Origin of the sequence: Sterolibacterium denitrificans (assembly GCF_900174485.1) — a bacterium.
Taxonomy (GTDB): Bacteria; Pseudomonadota; Gammaproteobacteria; order Burkholderiales; family Rhodocyclaceae; genus Sterolibacterium; species Sterolibacterium denitrificans.
Genome location: NZ_LT837803.1, coordinates 998,786 through 1,015,967, shown reverse-complemented (window position 1 = coordinate 1,015,967; position 17,182 = coordinate 998,786). Strand labels below are relative to the sequence as shown.

Annotated in this window: 20 protein-coding genes; 14 read left to right on the top strand and 6 right to left on the bottom strand. The window is 60.7% G+C overall.

Going from position 1 to position 17,182, the window contains the following annotated elements; translation table 11 throughout:
- Positions 1–142 precede the first annotated feature (142 nt).
- The 5 genes from SDENCHOL_RS04695 to SDENCHOL_RS04675 form a co-directional block, all read right to left on the bottom strand.
- The gene (locus tag SDENCHOL_RS04695; protein ID WP_154716179.1) at positions 143–808 is read right to left on the bottom strand and encodes an FkbM family methyltransferase; all 666 of its coding nucleotides are present in this window, start codon (positions 806–808) and stop codon (positions 143–145) included.
- A 124-nt stretch (positions 809–932) separates the two neighbouring features.
- Positions 933–1,742 carry a class I SAM-dependent methyltransferase gene (locus SDENCHOL_RS04690; protein WP_154716178.1) on the bottom strand — a complete coding sequence of 270 codons (810 nt, stop codon included), beginning with the start codon at positions 1,740–1,742 and terminating at the stop codon, positions 933–935.
- A gap of 9 nt (positions 1,743–1,751) precedes the next feature.
- Positions 1,752–3,074 carry a lipopolysaccharide biosynthesis protein gene (locus SDENCHOL_RS04685; protein WP_172954992.1) on the bottom strand — a complete coding sequence of 441 codons (1,323 nt, stop codon included), beginning with the start codon at positions 3,072–3,074 and terminating at the stop codon, positions 1,752–1,754.
- Between the two features lie 78 nt (positions 3,075–3,152).
- Positions 3,153–3,389 (bottom strand): oligosaccharide flippase family protein, encoded by a 237-nt coding sequence (locus SDENCHOL_RS04680; RefSeq protein WP_154716176.1) that lies wholly within the window; start codon positions 3,387–3,389, stop codon positions 3,153–3,155.
- A 65-nt stretch (positions 3,390–3,454) separates the two neighbouring features.
- Positions 3,455–4,330 carry a glycosyltransferase family 2 protein gene (locus SDENCHOL_RS04675; protein ID WP_172954991.1) on the bottom strand — a complete coding sequence of 292 codons (876 nt, stop codon included), beginning with the start codon at positions 4,328–4,330 and terminating at the stop codon, positions 3,455–3,457.
- A gap of 261 nt (positions 4,331–4,591) precedes the next feature.
- Between SDENCHOL_RS04675 and cutA the strand changes: the two genes are divergently transcribed.
- Genes cutA through SDENCHOL_RS04660 form a run of 3 tightly spaced genes read left to right on the top strand, consistent with a single transcriptional unit; the run spans position 4,592 to position 7,526 of the window.
- The gene (cutA, locus tag SDENCHOL_RS04670; protein WP_154716174.1) at positions 4,592–4,945 is read left to right on the top strand and encodes a divalent-cation tolerance protein CutA; all 354 of its coding nucleotides are present in this window, start codon (positions 4,592–4,594) and stop codon (positions 4,943–4,945) included.
- Complete coding sequence (gene dsbD / locus SDENCHOL_RS04665) at positions 4,939–6,867, top strand: protein-disulfide reductase DsbD (RefSeq protein WP_197706844.1); 1,929 nt, start codon at positions 4,939–4,941, stop codon at positions 6,865–6,867. Before cutA ends, dsbD begins: the two co-directional genes overlap by 7 nt.
- A gap of 44 nt (positions 6,868–6,911) precedes the next feature.
- Positions 6,912–7,526: a riboflavin synthase gene (locus SDENCHOL_RS04660; protein WP_154716173.1), complete on the top strand. Its 615-nt coding sequence runs from the start codon at positions 6,912–6,914 to the stop codon at positions 7,524–7,526.
- A 27-nt stretch (positions 7,527–7,553) separates the two neighbouring features.
- Here SDENCHOL_RS04660 and SDENCHOL_RS04655 read toward each other — a convergent pair whose 3' ends face one another.
- The gene (locus SDENCHOL_RS04655; RefSeq protein ID WP_154716172.1) at positions 7,554–8,339 is read right to left on the bottom strand and encodes a DUF1295 domain-containing protein; all 786 of its coding nucleotides are present in this window, start codon (positions 8,337–8,339) and stop codon (positions 7,554–7,556) included.
- A gap of 117 nt (positions 8,340–8,456) precedes the next feature.
- Here SDENCHOL_RS04655 and ribBA point away from each other — a divergent pair, with 117 nt between their 5' ends.
- The 11 genes from ribBA to hpf all read left to right on the top strand — a co-directional run bounded on the left by ribBA (position 8,457) and on the right by hpf (position 17,089).
- Positions 8,457–9,572 (top strand): bifunctional 3,4-dihydroxy-2-butanone-4-phosphate synthase/GTP cyclohydrolase II, encoded by a 1,116-nt coding sequence (ribBA, locus tag SDENCHOL_RS04650; RefSeq protein ID WP_154716171.1) that lies wholly within the window; start codon positions 8,457–8,459, stop codon positions 9,570–9,572.
- A gap of 96 nt (positions 9,573–9,668) precedes the next feature.
- Positions 9,669–10,139, top strand: coding sequence for a 6,7-dimethyl-8-ribityllumazine synthase (gene ribH, locus SDENCHOL_RS04645; RefSeq protein ID WP_154716170.1), 471 nt, complete (start codon positions 9,669–9,671; stop codon positions 10,137–10,139).
- Positions 10,140–10,580, top strand: a complete 441-nt coding sequence (gene nusB / locus SDENCHOL_RS04640) for a transcription antitermination factor NusB (protein ID WP_154716169.1) — start codon at positions 10,140–10,142, stop codon at positions 10,578–10,580.
- 60 nt (positions 10,581–10,640) lie between these two features.
- Positions 10,641–11,660: a thiamine-phosphate kinase gene (thiL, locus tag SDENCHOL_RS04635; protein WP_154716168.1), complete on the top strand. Its 1,020-nt coding sequence runs from the start codon at positions 10,641–10,643 to the stop codon at positions 11,658–11,660.
- The gene (locus tag SDENCHOL_RS04630; RefSeq protein ID WP_154716167.1) at positions 11,657–12,157 is read left to right on the top strand and encodes a phosphatidylglycerophosphatase A; all 501 of its coding nucleotides are present in this window, start codon (positions 11,657–11,659) and stop codon (positions 12,155–12,157) included. The genes thiL and SDENCHOL_RS04630 overlap by 4 nt, the downstream gene beginning before the upstream one ends.
- A gap of 2 nt (positions 12,158–12,159) precedes the next feature.
- Positions 12,160–12,663, top strand: coding sequence for a CinA family protein (locus SDENCHOL_RS04625; RefSeq protein WP_154717351.1), 504 nt, complete (start codon positions 12,160–12,162; stop codon positions 12,661–12,663).
- 38 nt (positions 12,664–12,701) lie between these two features.
- Positions 12,702–13,757 (top strand): recombinase RecA, encoded by a 1,056-nt coding sequence (gene recA, locus SDENCHOL_RS04620; protein WP_154717350.1) that lies wholly within the window; start codon positions 12,702–12,704, stop codon positions 13,755–13,757.
- Positions 13,758–13,791: 34 nt separating this feature from the next.
- Complete coding sequence (locus SDENCHOL_RS04615) at positions 13,792–14,361, top strand: regulatory protein RecX (RefSeq protein ID WP_154716166.1); 570 nt, start codon at positions 13,792–13,794, stop codon at positions 14,359–14,361.
- Positions 14,358–15,122, top strand: coding sequence for an LPS export ABC transporter ATP-binding protein (lptB, locus tag SDENCHOL_RS04610; protein WP_154716165.1), 765 nt, complete (start codon positions 14,358–14,360; stop codon positions 15,120–15,122). The genes SDENCHOL_RS04615 and lptB overlap by 4 nt, the downstream gene beginning before the upstream one ends.
- Before the next feature lie 29 nt (positions 15,123–15,151).
- Positions 15,152–16,687 (top strand): RNA polymerase factor sigma-54, encoded by a 1,536-nt coding sequence (locus tag SDENCHOL_RS04605; RefSeq protein WP_154716164.1) that lies wholly within the window; start codon positions 15,152–15,154, stop codon positions 16,685–16,687.
- A gap of 81 nt (positions 16,688–16,768) precedes the next feature.
- A complete protein-coding gene (gene hpf / locus SDENCHOL_RS04600) occupies positions 16,769–17,089 on the top strand; it encodes a ribosome hibernation-promoting factor, HPF/YfiA family (protein WP_154716163.1) in 321 nt (106 codons plus the stop codon).
- Positions 17,090–17,182: the final 93 nt, after the last annotated feature.

Sequence of the window (17,182 nt, the reverse complement as noted above, 5' to 3'; positions counted from 1 at the left end):
CACGCATGTTGTGATGGGATCAACCGGTCCCGTATCGCCTTGACCATGTCCGAGGTCTTCGTGCCTTGCGAAACCGGCAAGCGAGGATCAATCGCTACGCTCGCAATGACGAATTCCGAATAAATCAGTGTCTTCCTAGGGCTTATTGGATATCCTTACGTATCCACTTCTCCCAAACCATCTCGTAACACCAGACTCGAACATGGGTTTTCTGGAGTGCAGCAACTATATTTTCGTAGCTTTCCTTATAGCCAGCAGGCTGTCGATGAAATTGAATCAACAAACTATCACATAGCAAAATATGGTTGGTCTCAAGGAGCCTCTCCAGAACTTCATATTCCCCTCCCTCAATATTTAGTTTCAGGCATGCAATACTCGTACCTGCCTCATCAAATACCCTTGCAACATCAATAACATCCACTTCAAAGCATTGTGAATTACCAGCTCCATACTCGGAAGTTCCATTATCAAAAAAGCTAAATGCTGCTTTTCTATTCTCTCCTCCAAGGGCTGCTTTATGAACCTCAACCAAGGCATTTTTTCCAAAATACTCCTGGCAATATTGGAAAAATACAGGTGCAGGCTCAAATATCCAGCTTCTGCATCCATAGCGGGAGACCATACCTATAGACCACTCACCCTTATAGCCGCCTGCATCTATTACCATTCCTCCAGGTACAATAGGCAAATCATATAAAAGCTGCTTCCCTCCATCACGCCAAAACTGACCAACTACACCAGGCTGCTTTTTTCTCTGAGAGTCGCGAAAACCCTCGATAGCTTCAATTATCTTCTGCCCAAGGCCCATTTCAAGCCTCCTCAGTAATAATTTCCGGAGTGTGTGACTCCATTTCACCTCCCGTAAAAATCAATCTATTAACCTTATGAAAACCATGTAGCCACCTTCATTTATTACAGCAACCAACCTACCATTATTTATCTGGTTTTAGAGCACAAATATAACAGACAGTATCGTTCCAGTGAGGCTGCCAATAAGTGTCTTCAACAAAAAAACCATTATCTGTTATCAATTTCAATAACTCTTTATAAGTGGGATGCCACACATGATGGTCTTCCCACCGATCAATTCCAATTGATGACAAGCCAGCCTTAACCCAGTGCTTTGCGTGTTCCTTTAATGTAACCACTCCACTCTTGCCACCTTCCACAGACAGGCCAATCAAAATACAGCCACCTTTCTTCAGCACTCGTTTCGCTTCAAGTATGGCCAGGTCTGGCACTTGCACATGGTCAATCATTGAGCGCATATGCACCCAATCAAAAGACTCAGCCAGAAAAGGCTGGAATTCTGCGGTAGCCGCTATGAAGTTCAGTGGTTGATTTAAGCAGGAATATGCCGCTTTGCGCTCCGAACTACTGGCAAAGGGTGCGTGCAGCCAGGGGTCAGTTGAAATAAACTCAACATCATCAGACAGAAATTCTCGTACAGTACCTGCTCCTCCGCCACAATCGAGAATGCGGCCCTGCAGGCTATAGTGCTGATAGACAGGCTGATCATAGCCTATTTCTGCCTTATAGCCTTCCACACTGGTTCTATCTTTCTTCATCAGCCCTTCATACCCTACCTGTCCTTCTTCCCATACGCTATAACCCTGGGTATTTTTCAAGAACACCCTTGCATCTATAACACCACCAACACCCTGAAATAATTCAGGACTCGCAGGCCGCTTTGTTACAGGATGGGCAAAGATATCCTTTACCCATGATTGAAGCTCAACCATATTTTCTCCCTATACCAACTGCTTCTGGGGTGGCAGATTGGCTAAAAATGCTACCCAGCAGAAGTAGCTAACTGAAAAAAACAAACTTGCACCAACCACTCCTTCCGTACCATACAACCATGCCCCAACGATATTAGCCACAATACCAAGTACTGCCGTTGCAACCTTGGCAACCAGTAATAACTTGGGCCGGAGTTCTGACATCATTTTTAGAGCAAGTATCTGGCCTGAAGAAAAAATCCCACCGGCCAGCATGACCCAGGGAAGCAAAAAAGAGCTTTCTCGAAAAGGTTCGGCAACCAGCCAATGGAAAATCCACTTGTGCCATAGCGATGCAGCCAGGAATCCAAAGATCGTCAAAGTAATGCTGAATTTTGTGACTTTCCATGCGATATTCTGTACAGACGCATTCCGAATCAAATCGCTTGTATCTCCCGAACGCTGATACAGGATTGGACCGATAAGCATCATCATTAAACCCAACAGTATTGTTATAGGCATGTATCCGAGCTGAAAAACAACTGTATATTGTCCAACATCAGAAGTGGACGCAAATCTTTCCAGTGCCCAGCGCTCGGAAGCTTGCTGGCCCCAAGTAAAAATGCCCCAGACAGAAAAAGGCCAGGAAAACAACCACATCTGCCCTGTCCAATTTTCACTCGATGCATGAGTATTTGATGCACCTTGTTTGGCAATGAGCCGTTTGAAAAAGATAAATTGAGACACAGTGACTATAAATGCAGACAGCGCATATCCTACAGCGACAGCGGCACTATCTGTACCCAGCCAGAGCATGACGCCAACCACCAAACCAATCTTGAGCCAGGCGTCCATGCCGCCATGCAGAGCAACAATAGCCCGCTGGCGCGCAGCGTTTTGAACTCCGGTCAAGGCGCTGTTATAGCTGGAAACAATAGATAAAACCAAGATGGCAGTCACCAACCACAACCAATGATGCATATTAGCTACCGCTAACGCGCCAATGAGAATGGTACCAAGCCCCACCACCACGACCGTAGCAACGAGAAGCATACGTCGCGCTGCACGCAGGTAACCCCAGAGATCACCTTTTTCCGTCGCAATGGAATAGAAGCGTCCGATACCGGCAATGAGGCCGCCCATGACGACCTGATTGACCAAGGTTGCCATCGTCAGACCTAAAGCAAGCTGGCCATATTCAGCGGGATCAAGATAAGCGGTGAGCATGCGCACCAGAACCAATGCCCCCAGCACACTTGCGGCCTGGCCGGCGACAATCCAGCCCCCTTCTCGAGACAGTCGGTGGATTCGTGCCTTTTGGTCTTCGTATCCTTGAATCAGACGCTGGAACATTTTGCGCTGTTGCTTAAATTGGGGCACTGACGTAACAGGTACATGCAAACTGATATCCAACCCGCGCGCCATCTTTCCTTAGATGCCACCATTATCCTCCAGGAGGATTGCTTCAAAGCGTTGAGAACTCCGGAGAATCACCTCCACTACTGAAACGAAGATCACGGCGATACTCAGCGCCAAGACAAAACTGCCGTACTCTTCAGGCCCCAGCAGTACCGTCAGCAACTTCAGAGTCAACACCCCCAGCAGCAGCGTGCAACCCTGGCCCAGAGCCACCCAGAACAACTCACCGCGCGCACGGACACCTATCATGTCGCAGACTCAAGGAGTGGAAAACAATGAAGACAGCTCATTCACCCGCATAGCCTTCATTCATCTCAAGTACGCGTCCAATAGGGCGGCAAACCCCTGAGGCGGCGGCCAAGATCAAGCAGGCGGCGTGCCCGATATTCGCCAAACAATTTCCATATGGAATAGCGGATATAGAGGCGCGACATCTCCATCAACCATATCCAACCCGCGAAAGGCAGGCCATGCATCTTCTGCGCCCGCCGCGTTTCGTTCAGCGAAATCCAGGAATTTTGTGGATGACTGCTAACCCCATCTTGCGCCATGCCAGCGGTAATGATGCCGGGAAGGAAAACAGCCTCGCCACCGCTACCCAGTTCACGCAATAGCAACTCGTAATCGCCAGAGATGTGAAATGAGGGATCAAAAACGCCGTGCCGCTCAAACAACCTGCGTCGATGCATTGCCCCTGGGTGAGGAATGCACATGACCTGCTGGAAACGCTCACGGATCTCTGGCCAAGGCTTTCCGACAGCGTACAGCGACTGTCCTTCCAGACCGAGCAACATGACCTGGCCGTAGGCCACATTGACGTCTGCAGGCAATGCAGACAGCCTCCCTGCCATCCGCTCCAGGACGTCTGCTCCCCAGAAATAATCGTCCGCGCCCAGAAAACAAATCCACTCGCCCTTTGCTTGAGCCAAACCCTTGTTCCAGGCGTCATAGATACCCTTGTCAGGTTCGGAAATCCACCATTTGATTTTCTTTCCGTTGTTTCCGAGCAGATCAACCGTGCCGTCTTGCGAACCGCCGTCCACGATGATCAATTCCCTGTGCGGATACGTCTGAAGCGCGACACTGTCCAGGCAACGCTGCAGTGTTGCCGCACCGTCATAAACAGCAACGATGACGGTTATCAAGGGCGCATTAACGTCCTCTGTCGATATTTTCTGCAGTACAGGCACTCTGCTCTCGTTTGGAAAAATTGTTTTTTGCCAACCAGTTAAAAACCCCAAGCCCAGTCGTACAGCCGTGACCGGTTGCCATTTTCACATGGAGCCGCCCAAGTTGATTGCATATCCCTGGATAACGAAGCAGCGAACCGCCTGATCTCATCTGAAATCATCCCGGTTTCGGCGATACGATGGCGCCTGGAGCCGTTCTGAGATTGGCGCCCGCATCCGAACACCAAAACCGGCACGCCACGGCCGCGGTAGAATCGCGCGATGAGCCTCGACGCCACCTGCGACACCCTGGTCGTGCTGACCAATCTGCCGGACGAGGCCGCCGCCCGGGTGCTCGCCACGCTGCTCGTCGAACAGCGGCTGGCCGCCTGCGTCAATGTGCTTGCGCCTTGCCGCTCGGTCTATCATTGGCAAGGCGCGGTCGAAGAAGCCAGCGAAATTCCGCTGCTGATCAAGACGACGACGGCGCGCTACGCGGCGCTGGAAGCGGCGATCCGGACAAACCATCCGTATGAACTTCCCGAAATCGTGGCAGTCCCATTGGTTGCGGGCCTGCCGGCTTACTTGAGCTGGGTTGCTGCTGAAACCACACCATCCGACACGCCATCATGTTGAACCGACTTTTGCCCGCCCTGTTGCTGGCGCTTTTCTGGCTGACGAATTCCGCCAGCGCGGTGGGGGCGCTGCTGGCGCCGGAGCGCGCCTTCCAGTTTTCCGCGCGCGCGCTCGATGCGCATACGCTGGAAGCGCGCTGGCAGATTGCCGATGAGTACTACATGTATCGCGACAGGTTCCGCTTCGAGGTGGAACCGGCAGAGGCCAAACTCGGCACGCCGCAACTCCCGCCGGGGAAATTCACCGATGACGACAACTTCGGCCGGGTGGAAATCTATCGCGGCGAAGTCGCCATCCGCCTGCCGCTCGAAGTCTCCGGCAACCTCTCCGCCGTCACGCTGAAGGTGCGTTCGCAAGGCTGTGCCGACATGGGCGTCTGCTATCCGCCGCTCGCGCAGCAGGCCGTGGTACAGCTATCCGGCGCCGGCGCGACAACGGCGCCAGTGGAAGGCAGCAGTTCCGCCGGCAAGCCGAGCCTGAACCCGCTCGACTGGTTCGCCCGTGAACAGCCGCAGATGAGCGTGGCGCCGGACGCCAACCTCGCCACCTCGCCGGCAACCGGCGCCGGCGCCGGCGCAGCCTCCGCTCCTGCCTCCATTGAACGCGCCGATGAAAGTTCGCGCATCGCCCGTCTGCTCAAGGACGCCAGCCTGGGGGCCGCGCTGCTGTTTTTCTTCGGCTCCGGACTGGCGCTGTCATTCACGCCCTGCATGTTCCCGATGATTCCCATCCTCTCCGGCATCATCGTCGGTCATGGCCACCACATTGGCCGGGGACGCGCCTTCAGCCTGTCGCTGGCCTATGTGCTGGGGATGGCGCTGGTGTATGCCATCGTCGGCGTGGCGGCGGGGCTGTCGGGCACGCTGATTTCCGCCGCGCTGCAGAACGCCTGGTTCCTCGGCGCCGGCGCGTTGATTTTCGTGGTGTTGGCCCTGGCGATGTTCGGTCTCTATGAACTGCAGATGCCCAGCTTTCTGCAAGGCCGTTTCCGCGATGAGGCCAATCGCCAGCCGCGCGGCAGTCTGCATGGGGTGTTCTGGATGGGGGCGATCTCGGCGGCCATCGTCGGTCCCTGCGTCGCCGCCCCGCTGGCCGGCGCCCTGCTGTATATCGCGCATACGGGCGATGCCACGCTCGGCGGCCTGGCCCTGTTTGCCATGGGTATCGGCATGGGCCTGCCGCTGCTGCTGATCGGCGCATCGACCCGCCATCTGCTGCCCAGGCCGGGGCCGTGGATGAACGCGGTGAATCGCTTCTTCGGCGTGCTGTTGCTGGCGGTCGCGCTGTGGCTGATTTCACCGCTGATTCCGGTCGTCGTGCAAATGCTGGGCTGGGCAGCCTTGCTGATCCTGCCGGCCATCTACCTGCACGCGCTCGATCCCTTGCCGGCCGATGCCCATGGCTGGCAACGCTTCGGCAAGGGGCTGGGAGTGATCTCGTTGCTGATGGGCGCGGCACTGCTGATCGGCGCGCTGGGCGGCAGCCGCGATCCGCTGCAGCCGCTGGAATTCCTGCGCAGCGCGTCGGCCTCGGCGCAGGCGCGTGGTACGTTCGGCGCGCCCGCCGGCGAGCTGCGCTTCGAGCGCATCCGTACGCTCGCCGAACTCGAAGCGCGCCTGGAGAATCTCGACCGCCCGGTGCTGCTCGACTTCTATGCCGATTGGTGCATTTCCTGCAAGCAGATGGAACGCCAGACTTTCGCCGAGCCCAGCGTGGCTGCCCTGATGAACCGGATGCTGCTGCTGCGCGTGGACGTCACCGCCGACAGCGCGGACGACCGCGCGCTGCTGCAACGCTTCGAACTGTTCGGCCCGCCGGGCATCATTTTCTTCGATGCCCAGGGTAAAGAGCTGGCGGATCTGCGCACCATCGGCTTCGTCGCGCCGGCCGGCTTCCGCCAGACGCTGGAGCAAGCCCTGTAAAATTCGCCGCCTCATTCCTAGTCCCCAACGTCCGGCCTTTCACCATGTTTACAGGCATCGTCGCCGCTCTCGGCAAAATCACCCACAGCGAACCGCTGGCCGCCGGCCTGCGCCTGACCGTGGCGGCACCCGGCCTGGACCTGTCGGATGTCGCGCTGGGAGATTCCATCGCCCATGACGGCGTCTGCCTGACGGTGATCGAAAAAGGCGCGGGCAGCTACAAGGTCGATGTCTCGCGCGAGACGCTGGATTGCACCACCGGCCTGGACGGCCTGAACGAAGTCAACCTGGAAAAGGCCCTGCGCCTGGCCGACCGCCTCGGCGGCCATCTGGTCAGCGGCCACGTCGATGGCGTGGGCACGGTACAGCGTTTCGAGGCCATCGGCGAGTCTCATCTGCTGGTGATCCGCGCGCCCCAGGCGCTGGCCCGCTACATCGCGCGAAAAGGCTCGATTGCGGTGAATGGCGTCAGCCTGACCACCAACAGCGTGACGGATGTCGGCGCGCTTGACGGCGGCGGCGCGGATTTTTCCATCAACCTGATTCCGCACACCGTCGCCGTCACCACCTTGCGCCATCTCCAGCCGGGCAGCCGGGTGAATCTGGAAATCGACCTGATCGCCCGCTACGTCGAGCGCATGGAAACTGCCGGCGCATGAACCCTGAAGCCGGGTCCCTTCTGTCGCCTATAGCAGATAGGGAATGATCGCCCGGCGCTCGGGCGGATAATCCGGAAATTTCTCGCGATACCAGCGATGGCTGGCCAGTGCGCGTGGCACCAGGTTGGCCAGGGTGAACAGCACGAAGACCAGCCCGGCCCAGGTCAGGCTCATCAGCGCCCAGCCGCTCCAGAGCAGGATTTCACCGAAGTAATTGGCCGCGGAGACATGGCGGAAGCCGCCGCCCTGCGGGATCTTGTAGCCGCTTGAACCGTCGCTGCGCAGGGCAATGAGGCGGTTGTCGGCATCGAAATTGATCCACCAGCCCACCCCGGCAACCAGCAGGCCGATGAGGAACCAGGGCGTGGTCAGCCAGTCGTTGCTCGCCAGATGCTCGGCGTGGCTGACGGCGTAGCCATTGGCGTAGCCGTTCATCAGGTTGAAGAGAAAACCGAAGATCACGTTCAGCAGCGGAAAGCGCTTGCCTTTGTCGTTGCGGCGCAGCGGATAGATGAAGCCGCGATACAGGTAGTGCGACTGCCAGAGGGCGAACAGCAGCAGGGCCGTGGCCGAGTGATGGTCGGCCAGCAGCCAGAAGGTGGCGGCGAAAGCGAACAACTGTGGGCTCTCGAAGAGCAGCCAGGCCAGCGGCGAAGGCAGCGTCGCATCCGTTGCCTCCGTTGCGCCCCTGCCGCCTTCACGCAGCCGGCCGTAAGGACTCAGGTTCTTGACCGTGCCGTAAAACGTAAACACGCCCAGCAACAGCAAGCCCGCCAGGGCGGCGTAGTAGGCATCATCCGCACCGAAATTCATCGCGCTCTCCTCCAGTTGCAGTACGGCTTGCCGCCTGCTGCCGGCAGACGGCCCTGCCTGAAACGATTACAATACCCCACTTTTCCCGCTCGATTTGACCAGCCAACCCGAACCGCCATGAGCGTCAGCCCGATCAAAGAGATTATCGCCGACATCCGCGCCGGCAAGATGGTGGTCCTCGTCGACGAGGAAGACCGCGAGAACGAAGGCGATCTGGTGATCGCCGCCGAGCACGTCACGCCCGAAGTCATCAATTTCATGGCCCGTTTCGGCCGTGGGCTGGTCTGCCTGACGCTGACCGAGGCGCGCTGCCAGCAGTTGGGCCTTGCCCCGATGGCGCGCGACAACCGCAGCCAGTTCTCGACTGCCTTCACCGTTTCCATCGAAGCCGCCGAAGGCGTGACCACCGGCATCTCGGCCCATGATCGGGCGCGCACCGTGCAGGCAGCGGTAGCCAGAAACGCCAAGGCCAGCGACATCGTCCAGCCCGGCCATATCTTCCCCATCACGGCCAAGCCCGGCGGCGTGCTGGTGCGCGCCGGCCACACCGAAGCCGGCTGCGACCTGGCCCACATCGCCGGGTGCGAACCGGCGGCCGTGATCTGCGAAATCCTCAAGGAAGACGGCAGCATGGCGCGGCTGCCCGATCTGATCGAATTCGCCAGGGAACATGGACTGAAGATCGGCACCATCGCCGACCTGATCCACTATCGCAGCGAGACCGAAAAACTGGTCGAGCGCGTTGCCGAGAAGGAAGTCCTCAACCACCACGGCCGCTTCCAGTTGGCGGCCTTTGAAGACAAGACCACGGGCGATATGCACCTGACGCTGACTTTCGGTGAAATCCACCGCGACGGCGAAACGCTGGTACGGGTTCAGGAGTCCGCCTCGCTACTCGATTTTCTCGACTGCAAAAGCCCGCGTCCGGGTTTCAGCATCGATCAGTCGCTGCAAACCATCGCCGCTGCGGGCAGCGGCGTGATCGTTCTGCTGCACCGACGCCAGGACCAGGACTGCGGCCAGGAACTGCTCGCTGCGCTGCGCCCGGAAGCGCCGGCCGATCGCCCGGCAGTCAAATGGGATCCACGCATCTACGGCATCGGCGCGCAGATCCTGCTCGACCTGGGCGTCGGCAAAATGCGCCTGATGTCCAGCCCGCGCAAGATGCCCAGCATGACCGGCTTCGGCCTCGAAGTCTGCGGCTATCTGGCGCCGGACGGCACGCGCAGCTGACGCACCCAGACAGCCCGCAGCCATTCCCGCGCAAGCGGGAATTCACGCGGGACAGACGCACCAGAGCACCGGATTCAGAATTCATTGGGACAGGCCATGTCATTCTCGCAACAAATCACCGCAATCGAACCCGATCTTACCGGCGCCGGGCTGCGCGTCGGCATCGTCATCAGCCGCTTCAATCCGGAAATCGGTGACGGCCTGCGCAAAGCCTGCGTGGATGAGTTGATTCGTCTGGGCGTGGATGCTGCCGCCGTCACCCTCGCCAGCGTGCCCGGCGCGCTGGAGCTGCCGCTGGTGCTGCAGACCATGGCGCAAAGCGGCCGCTACCATGCGCTGGTTGCCATCGGCTGCGTGATCCGTGGCGAGACCTATCATTTCGAAGTGGTTTCCAACGAATCGGCGCGCGGCATCCTCGATGTCCAGTTGAATACCGGCATTCCCATCGCCAATGCGGTGCTGACCACCGAGGACGACGACCAGGCGCTGGCACGCATGGCAGTGAAGGGCGCCGAAGCCGCCCAGGCCGCCGTCGAAATGGCCAATCTGCTGCGGGCGGTGAAGTAGATGGCCGCCAAGCAACCGCGCCGCCGCGCCCGCGAGTTCGTCCTGCAGGGGCTGTACCAGCACCTGGTCGGCGGACAGGATCAGGCCGCGATCGAAGGCCACGCCGCGGGCGTGACCAATTTCGACAAGGCCGACCTGACGCTGTATCGCGCCCTGCTGGGCCAGACGCTCGACCATGCCGCCAGTCTGCAAGCCGCACTGGCGCCCCACATCGACCGGCCATGGCCTGAAGTCTCGCCGATCGAGCGCGGCATCCTGCTGATGGCCGCCTGCGAGTTCAGCCATTTCCCGGAAACGCCCTACCGCGTCATCCTCAACGAGGCCATCGATCTGGCCAAGGATTACGGCGGCACCGACGGACACAAATTCGTCAACGGCGTGCTCGACAAGCTTGCCGCCGAACTGCGTCCGCACGAAGCCCGGCAGGCGCCCCGTCCTTGATTCCCTGTCCCTGATCTTCGCGCGCCCCGCGTTCTACCGGCACCTGGATTCCAAAAACCCATGCCGTCGGAATTTGCCCTGATCGAACGCCATTTCAAACGCCCTGCCCGGCACAGCGTGCTCGGCGTCGGCGATGATGCCGCCATCGTGCGTCCCGCGCCCGGCATGGAAATCGTGGTGACGACCGACATGCTGGTCGCCGGCACGCATTTCCTGCCCGACGCCGATCCGGCGGATCTGGGCTGGAAGACCCTGGCGGTGAATCTTTCCGATCTCGCCGCCATGGGCGCGCTGCCGCGCTGGGCCTTGCTCAGCCTGGCCCTGCCGGCCGACAAAGCCGCCGATGAAGCCTGGCTGGCCGCCTATGCCGAAGGTTTTTTCGCCTGCGCCGACACGTTCGCCGTCGACCTGATCGGCGGCGACACCACGCGCGGCCCACTGGCTTTCAACGTCACCCTGTTTGGCGAAATTCCCGCCGGTCAGGCGCTGCTGCGCTCGGCCGCCCGGCCCGCCGACGAGATCTGGATTTCCGGCACGCTCGGCCTCGCCACGCTGGGCCTGGCGCAACGGCAGGCGCGCTGTCGGTTGATGGAACCGCTGCGCAGCGCCTGCCTGCGCGCCCTCGACCGGCCCCAGCCACGCATCGCCCTCGGCCGCGCGCTGGCGCAGGACGGGTTGGCGCATGCGGCCATCGACGTTTCCGATGGTCTGCTGGCCGACCTCGGCCACATCCTCGAACGCTCGCAAGCAACCGCCACGCTGCATTTCGACCGCCTGCCGGCTGCCGTCCTGTACTGCGGCAACGACGTCGATGCACGACTGGCAACGGACTGCCTGCTCGGCGGCGGTGACGACTACGAACTGGCCTTCACCGCCCCGGCGGCGCGCCATGAGGACATCCTGGCGCTCGGCGCACGGTTGCAGATCCCGCTGACCTGCATCGGCACGGTTGCCGCCGGCCCGGCCGGGCGGATCCACCTGCTCGATGCCGACGGCCGCGAGATGAGCCCGGCGCGGCGCGGCTACGATCATTTCGCTCCCGCCACCGCAGACACAGACACCGCAGAGAAAAAGACATGAAGATCAAGAAAAATCCGCCCCCGCCCTGGCCCTTCCTGTTCCGCTCGCCGCACCATTTCATCGCCTGCGGCCTGGGCAGCGGTCTTTCGCCCTGGGCCTCGGGCACGGTCGGCACCTTGTTCGCCTGGCTGACCTATCCCGCGCTGCGCATGGTCGTGCCCGACGCCACCGCGTTTGCCCTGTGCCTCGCATTCGCCCTGGCCTATGGCGTGCTGGCCTGCGAACGCACCGGCCAGGCGCTGGGCGTGGCCGACCACGGCGCCATCGTCTGGGATGAAATCGTGCCGTTCTGGTGCGTGCTGCTCCTGACGCCGACCGGCATCATCTGGCAACTTGCCGCCTTCCTGCTGTTCCGCTTCTTCGACATCGTCAAGCCGCCGCCGGCCAACTGGTTCGACCGGCACATGAAGAACGGCTTCGGCGTGATGATGGACGACGTGGTCGCCGCCGCTTACACGCTGGCAGTCATCCTGCTGGCCAAGGTGGCGCTAGCTTGAGCATGGAAACCGAACTCGAACGACTGTCGGCGGCCGTCGGCGCGGCCCTGAGCGCCCGCAAGCTGCGGCTCGCCTGCGCCGAATCCTGTACCGGCGGCCTGGTGGCCGCAGCCGTCACGGCCACGGCGGGCAGTTCGGCCTGGTTCGAGCGCGGCTTCGTCACCTATTCGAATGCCGCCAAGCAGGAAATGCTCGGCGTCCCGGCAGCGCTTCTCGAACGCCAGGGCGCAGTCAGCGAGGCCACCGTGCGTGCCATGGCGGCAGGCGCCATTGCCCGCGCCCATGCCCAGGTGGCGATCGCCATCAGCGGCATTGCCGGCCCCGCGGGCGCCACCATCGACAAGCCGGTAGGCACCGTCTGCTTCGCCTGGCGGCTGCCGGATGACACGATCAGCGTAGAAACGCGACATTTCCCCGGCAACCGCGGCGCGGTGCGCCAGCAGGCGGCCATTCATGCCCTGAACGGCCTGCTGACGCGGCTGGAAAGCCGGGGAACTGTGCCATAATCCAAGACAGACTTTGACGAAGGAAAATGACAATGGCAATCGACGAAAACAAGAGCAAGGCGCTTCAGGCCGCCCTGGCCCAGATCGAAAAGCAGTTCGGCAAGGGCTCGATCATGAAGATGGGTGAATCACAGATCGAGAACGATCTGCAGACCGTCTCCACCGGCTCGCTGGGCCTCGACCTGGCACTGGGCATCGGCGGTCTGCCGCGCGGCCGGGTGGTGGAAATCTACGGCCCGGAATCTTCCGGCAAGACCACCCTGTGTCTGCATGTCGTCGCCGAAATCCAGAAGGCCGGCGGCACCGCCGCCTACATCGACGCCGAAAACGCGCTCGATCCGGTCTATGCCGGCAAGCTCGGCGTGAATGTCGGCGACATGCTGATTTCCCAGCCCGACACCGGCGAGCAGGGGCTGGAAATCGCCGACATGCTGGTGCGCTCGGGCGGCGTCGATATCGTCGTCATCGACTCGGTGGCCGCCCTGGTGCCACGCGCCGAAATCGAGGGCGAGATGGGTGACCAGCTCCCCGGCCTGCAGGCCCGCCTGATGAGCCAGGCGCTGAGGAAGCTGACCGGCAACATCAAGCGCACCAATACCCTGGTGATCTTCATCAACCAGATCCGCATGAAGATCGGCGTCATGTTCGGCAGCCCCGAGACCACCACCGGCGGCAATGCCCTCAAGTTCTATGCCTCGGTGCGTCTGGATATCCGCCGCACCGGCGCAATCAAGAAGGGTGACGAGGTGATCGGCAATGAAACCCGCGTCAAGGTGGTGAAGAACAAGGTTGCGCCTCCGTTCCGCGAAGCTCACTTCGACATCCTGTACGGAGAAGGCATCTCGCGCGCTGGTGAAATCATCGACCTGGGCGTCGAGCACAAGATCGTCGAAAAATCCGGCGCCTGGTATTCCTACAAGGGCGAGAAAATCGGCCAGGGCAAGGACAATGCGCGCGAATATCTCAAGGAGCATGGCGAGATCGCCCGCGAAATCGAGAATCGCGTGCGCGAGGCGGTCGGGGTAACGGCGCTGGCACCGGCCGCCGACGAAGGCCAGGGACGCAAGACCAAGGCCAAGGCCGACGAGACATGAAGCCCGGAGACGAGCGCCGATAGCATCGCCGGTCATGAAGACGCCGCCGCAGAGCCCGCAAGTCACACTGCGGGCTCTGGCAATCAAACTGCTGGCGCAGCGTGAACACAGCCGCGCCGAACTGGCAAGGAAACTGGCGGCCAAAGCCGGAAGAATGGGCGTAGGCGCAACTCCGGCCGGCCACACGGCAACGACGCAACCGCCAACGCCGCCGACCGCCGAGGATATCGACAAGGTGCTCGATCAGCTCGAACGACAAGGCCTGCTTTCCGACACGCGCGCAGCGCAGGCCTACGTGCGCGGCCATGCCGCCCGCTTCGGCGCGAGCCGGCTCGCCCACAGTCTGCGCATGCGCGGTATCGATGCCGAGCTGATCGACGCCAGCCTGGCGCAGGAAGAAATCGAGGACGAACGCACACGCGCTGCGGCCGTCTGGCGCAGCAAATTCAACAGCGTGCCGCGCGATGCCCGCGAATGGGCACGCCAGGCGCGGTTCCTGCAAGGACGCGGCTTCGCCGTCGACGTCATCCGCAGGCTGCTCAGGGAACTCGGGAAATCCAGCGACCTGCCGCAAGACGCGCAAGACATGGAGACAGAGGAATGACCCGGCTGGTGGTGGAAGGCCTGCGCAAGCAATACAAATCGCGCAGTGTCGTCAAGGATGTTTCCTTCGATGTCGGCAGCGGCGAAGTCATCGGTCTGCTCGGCCCCAATGGCGCCGGCAAGACCACCTGCTTCTACATGATCGTCGGCCTGGTGGCGGCGGATGGCGGCGAAATCCGCATCGTGGAGAGCGCGGACGACGGCAGCGCCATGGATGGCAAACAGGCCAGCGCCAACCTCACCCACATGCCGATCCACCGGCGCGCACGGCTCGGCCTGTCCTATCTGCCGCAGGAAAACTCGGTATTCCGCAAGCTCAACGTCGCCGACAACATCCGCGCCGTGCTGGAATTGCAGAAGTTGCGCAGGGATGAAATCGAAAATCGCCTCGACGCCCTGCTGCAGGAATTGCACATCAGCCACCTGCGCAACAACCCGTCGATCTCGCTGTCCGGCGGCGAGCGCCGGCGCGTCGAGATCGCCCGCGCCCTGGCCAGCAGTCCGCGCTTCATCCTGCTCGACGAACCCTTTGCCGGGGTCGACCCGATTGCCGTCATCGACATCCAGAAAATCATCCGTTTCCTCAAGGAGCGCGGCATCGGCGTGCTCATCACCGATCACAATGTGCGTGAAACGCTCGGCATCTGCGATCGCGCCACCATCATCAATGCCGGCGAGGTGCTGGCTTCGGGCAGGCCGGACGAGATCATTTATAATGAGAGCGTTCGCAAGATCTACCTCGGCGAAAACTTTCGCATGTGATTTTCGCCAGGCCGAGCAACCGCCTGACCATGAAACAGACGCTCCAGCTCAGACTTTCCCAACATCTTGCGCTGACCCCGCAATTGCAACAGTCGATCCGGCTATTGCAGTTGTCGACGCAGGAGTTGAATCAGGAAATCGACCAGCTCCTGCAGGACAATCCCCTGCTCGAACTCGCCGAACCGCACGAAGGCAGCTTCGTTCCGGCCAGGGACGCGCTCACCATGCCGCAAGCCGCCGATACGGCGGCTTGCCCCAACCCCGATCCTGCCAACGTCGCCGGCAATGCCAGCGATGCCAACGATGGGGCGGCAGACGCCGGCAATACCTATGACGACGGCTACGGCGCTGGCAATGACAGCGACTGGATCGGCGAGATGCGCAGCCGCCAGCCGCGCGACGCCAACGATGATGATGGGGATTACAGCGAGCTGCAAAGCGCCGAGGTTTCATTGCGCGAGCATCTGGGCGCCCAACTGGGCCTGATGCAGCTCGACGCGCACGATCGCAGCCTGGTCAGCTTTTTGGTCGAGGCGCTCGATGACGACGGTTATCTCGAACAGGAGATGGAAGAACTCGCCGACGTCCTGCTCGGCAGTCTGCCCGGCGATGCGGCGAAACCGGAAGATGGCGACCGGGAAGCCCTGCTCGAGGAACTCAATATCGCCCTGCGCCGCCTGCAGAGCCTCGATCCTCCCGGTATCGGCGCCCGCAGCCCGCAGGAATGTCTGGCGCTGCAACTGGAAAACCAGCCGCCCTCGCCCGTGCGCAATCTGGCATTGACGCTGGTGCGCAGCCACCTCGATCTGCTGGCCGCGCGCGACTTCGCCAAGCTCAAGCGCGCCCTGCGCTGCAATGATGACGAATTGCGCGCCGCCCACGCCCTGATTCGTTCCCTGAATCCTCGCCCCGGCGCACAGTATTCGCCACTCGATACGCGCTACATCCTCCCCGACGTCGTCGTGCGCAAACAGCGCGGCCACTGGCTCGTCAGCCTCAACCAGGCCGCCATGCCGCTGCTGCGCATCAACCGGCTGTATGCCGACATCCTGCAGCAGCAGCGCGGCAGCGGGACTGCGCATGCCGGCCTGTCCGGCCAGTTGCAGGAAGCGAAATGGCTGATCAAGAACGTGAAACAGCGCTTCGACACCATCCTGCGCGTCTCGCAGGCCATCGTCGAACGCCAGCAGCAGTTTCTCGAACATGGCGAAGTGGCCATGCGCCCGCTGACGCTGCGGGAAATCGCCGATACCCTGGGGCTGCATGAATCGACCATCTCGCGCGTGACCACGCAGAAATTCATGGCCACGCCGCGCGGCATCTTCGAGCTCAAGTATTTTTTCGGCAGCCACGTCGCCACCGATGCCGGCGGCGCGGCCTCGTCCACCGCCATCCGCGCCCTCATCAAGCAACTGGTGAGCGAGGAAGATGGCCGCAAGCCGCTGTCCGATGCCAAAATCACCGAAATCCTCGGTCGCCAGGGGATCGTCGTCGCCAGGCGGACCATTGCCAAGTACCGTGAGGGCCTCAACATCCCGCCGGTCAATCTGCGCAAGTCCCTGTAAAGTACCCCAGCACCTCCTCATGTCCTGCCTGTCTCACCCGTTCCATCAATTCACAGTCACCCGCCAAGGGAAGGAGTCACCATGAATCTCAATATCACCGGCCGCAACGTCGAAGTAACCCCTGCCATCAACGACTACGTCAAAACCAAGCTGGAACGGGTGATCCGCCATTTCGACAACGTGACCAGCGTCAACGTCATCCTCTCCGTCGACAAGCTCCAGCAGAAGGCGGAAATCACCATGCACCTCAAGGGCAAGGACATTCACGCCGACAGTATCGAGGCCGATCTGTATGCCGCCATCGACACGCTGGTCGACAAGCTCGATCGCCAGGTCGTCAAGCACAAGGAAAAGATTTCCAACCACGCGCATGAAAGCCAGAAGCGCCAGATCGTCGATTGATCCGGTCGTCGATCCAACGACTCGCCAACCCGACAGGTACAACCAGAACGCGTCGGTCATTCAGGGGTATACTTCGCATCCCTCGACCGACGA

Excerpts from the sequence above, each read along its gene's own strand:
- SDENCHOL_RS04690 (WP_154716178.1), bottom strand. The coding sequence starts at position 1,742 with ATGGTTGAGCTTCAATCATGGGTAAAGGATATCTTTGCCCATCCTGTA.
- SDENCHOL_RS04685 (WP_172954992.1), bottom strand. The coding sequence starts at position 3,074 with ATGTTCCAGCGTCTGATTCAAGGATACGAAGACCAAAAGGCACGAATC.
- lptB (WP_154716165.1), top strand. The coding sequence starts at position 14,358 with ATGACCCGGCTGGTGGTGGAAGGCCTGCGCAAGCAATACAAATCGCGC.
- ribH (WP_154716170.1), top strand. The coding sequence starts at position 9,669 with ATGTCATTCTCGCAACAAATCACCGCAATCGAACCCGATCTTACCGGC.
- SDENCHOL_RS04660 (WP_154716173.1), top strand. The coding sequence starts at position 6,912 with ATGTTTACAGGCATCGTCGCCGCTCTCGGCAAAATCACCCACAGCGAA.
- SDENCHOL_RS04615 (WP_154716166.1), top strand. The coding sequence starts at position 13,792 with ATGAAGACGCCGCCGCAGAGCCCGCAAGTCACACTGCGGGCTCTGGCA.
- SDENCHOL_RS04630 (WP_154716167.1), top strand. The coding sequence starts at position 11,657 with ATGAAGATCAAGAAAAATCCGCCCCCGCCCTGGCCCTTCCTGTTCCGC.
- dsbD (WP_197706844.1), top strand. The coding sequence starts at position 4,939 with ATGTTGAACCGACTTTTGCCCGCCCTGTTGCTGGCGCTTTTCTGGCTG.
- nusB (WP_154716169.1), top strand. The coding sequence starts at position 10,140 with ATGGCCGCCAAGCAACCGCGCCGCCGCGCCCGCGAGTTCGTCCTGCAG.
- SDENCHOL_RS04695 (WP_154716179.1), bottom strand. The coding sequence starts at position 808 with ATGGGCCTTGGGCAGAAGATAATTGAAGCTATCGAGGGTTTTCGCGAC.
- SDENCHOL_RS04680 (WP_154716176.1), bottom strand. The coding sequence starts at position 3,389 with ATGATAGGTGTCCGTGCGCGCGGTGAGTTGTTCTGGGTGGCTCTGGGC.
- ribBA (WP_154716171.1), top strand. The coding sequence starts at position 8,457 with ATGAGCGTCAGCCCGATCAAAGAGATTATCGCCGACATCCGCGCCGGC.
- SDENCHOL_RS04605 (WP_154716164.1), top strand. The coding sequence starts at position 15,152 with ATGAAACAGACGCTCCAGCTCAGACTTTCCCAACATCTTGCGCTGACC.
- thiL (WP_154716168.1), top strand. The coding sequence starts at position 10,641 with ATGCCGTCGGAATTTGCCCTGATCGAACGCCATTTCAAACGCCCTGCC.
- cutA (WP_154716174.1), top strand. The coding sequence starts at position 4,592 with ATGAGCCTCGACGCCACCTGCGACACCCTGGTCGTGCTGACCAATCTG.
- hpf (WP_154716163.1), top strand. The coding sequence starts at position 16,769 with ATGAATCTCAATATCACCGGCCGCAACGTCGAAGTAACCCCTGCCATC.
- SDENCHOL_RS04655 (WP_154716172.1), bottom strand. The coding sequence starts at position 8,339 with ATGAATTTCGGTGCGGATGATGCCTACTACGCCGCCCTGGCGGGCTTG.
- SDENCHOL_RS04625 (WP_154717351.1), top strand. The coding sequence starts at position 12,160 with ATGGAAACCGAACTCGAACGACTGTCGGCGGCCGTCGGCGCGGCCCTG.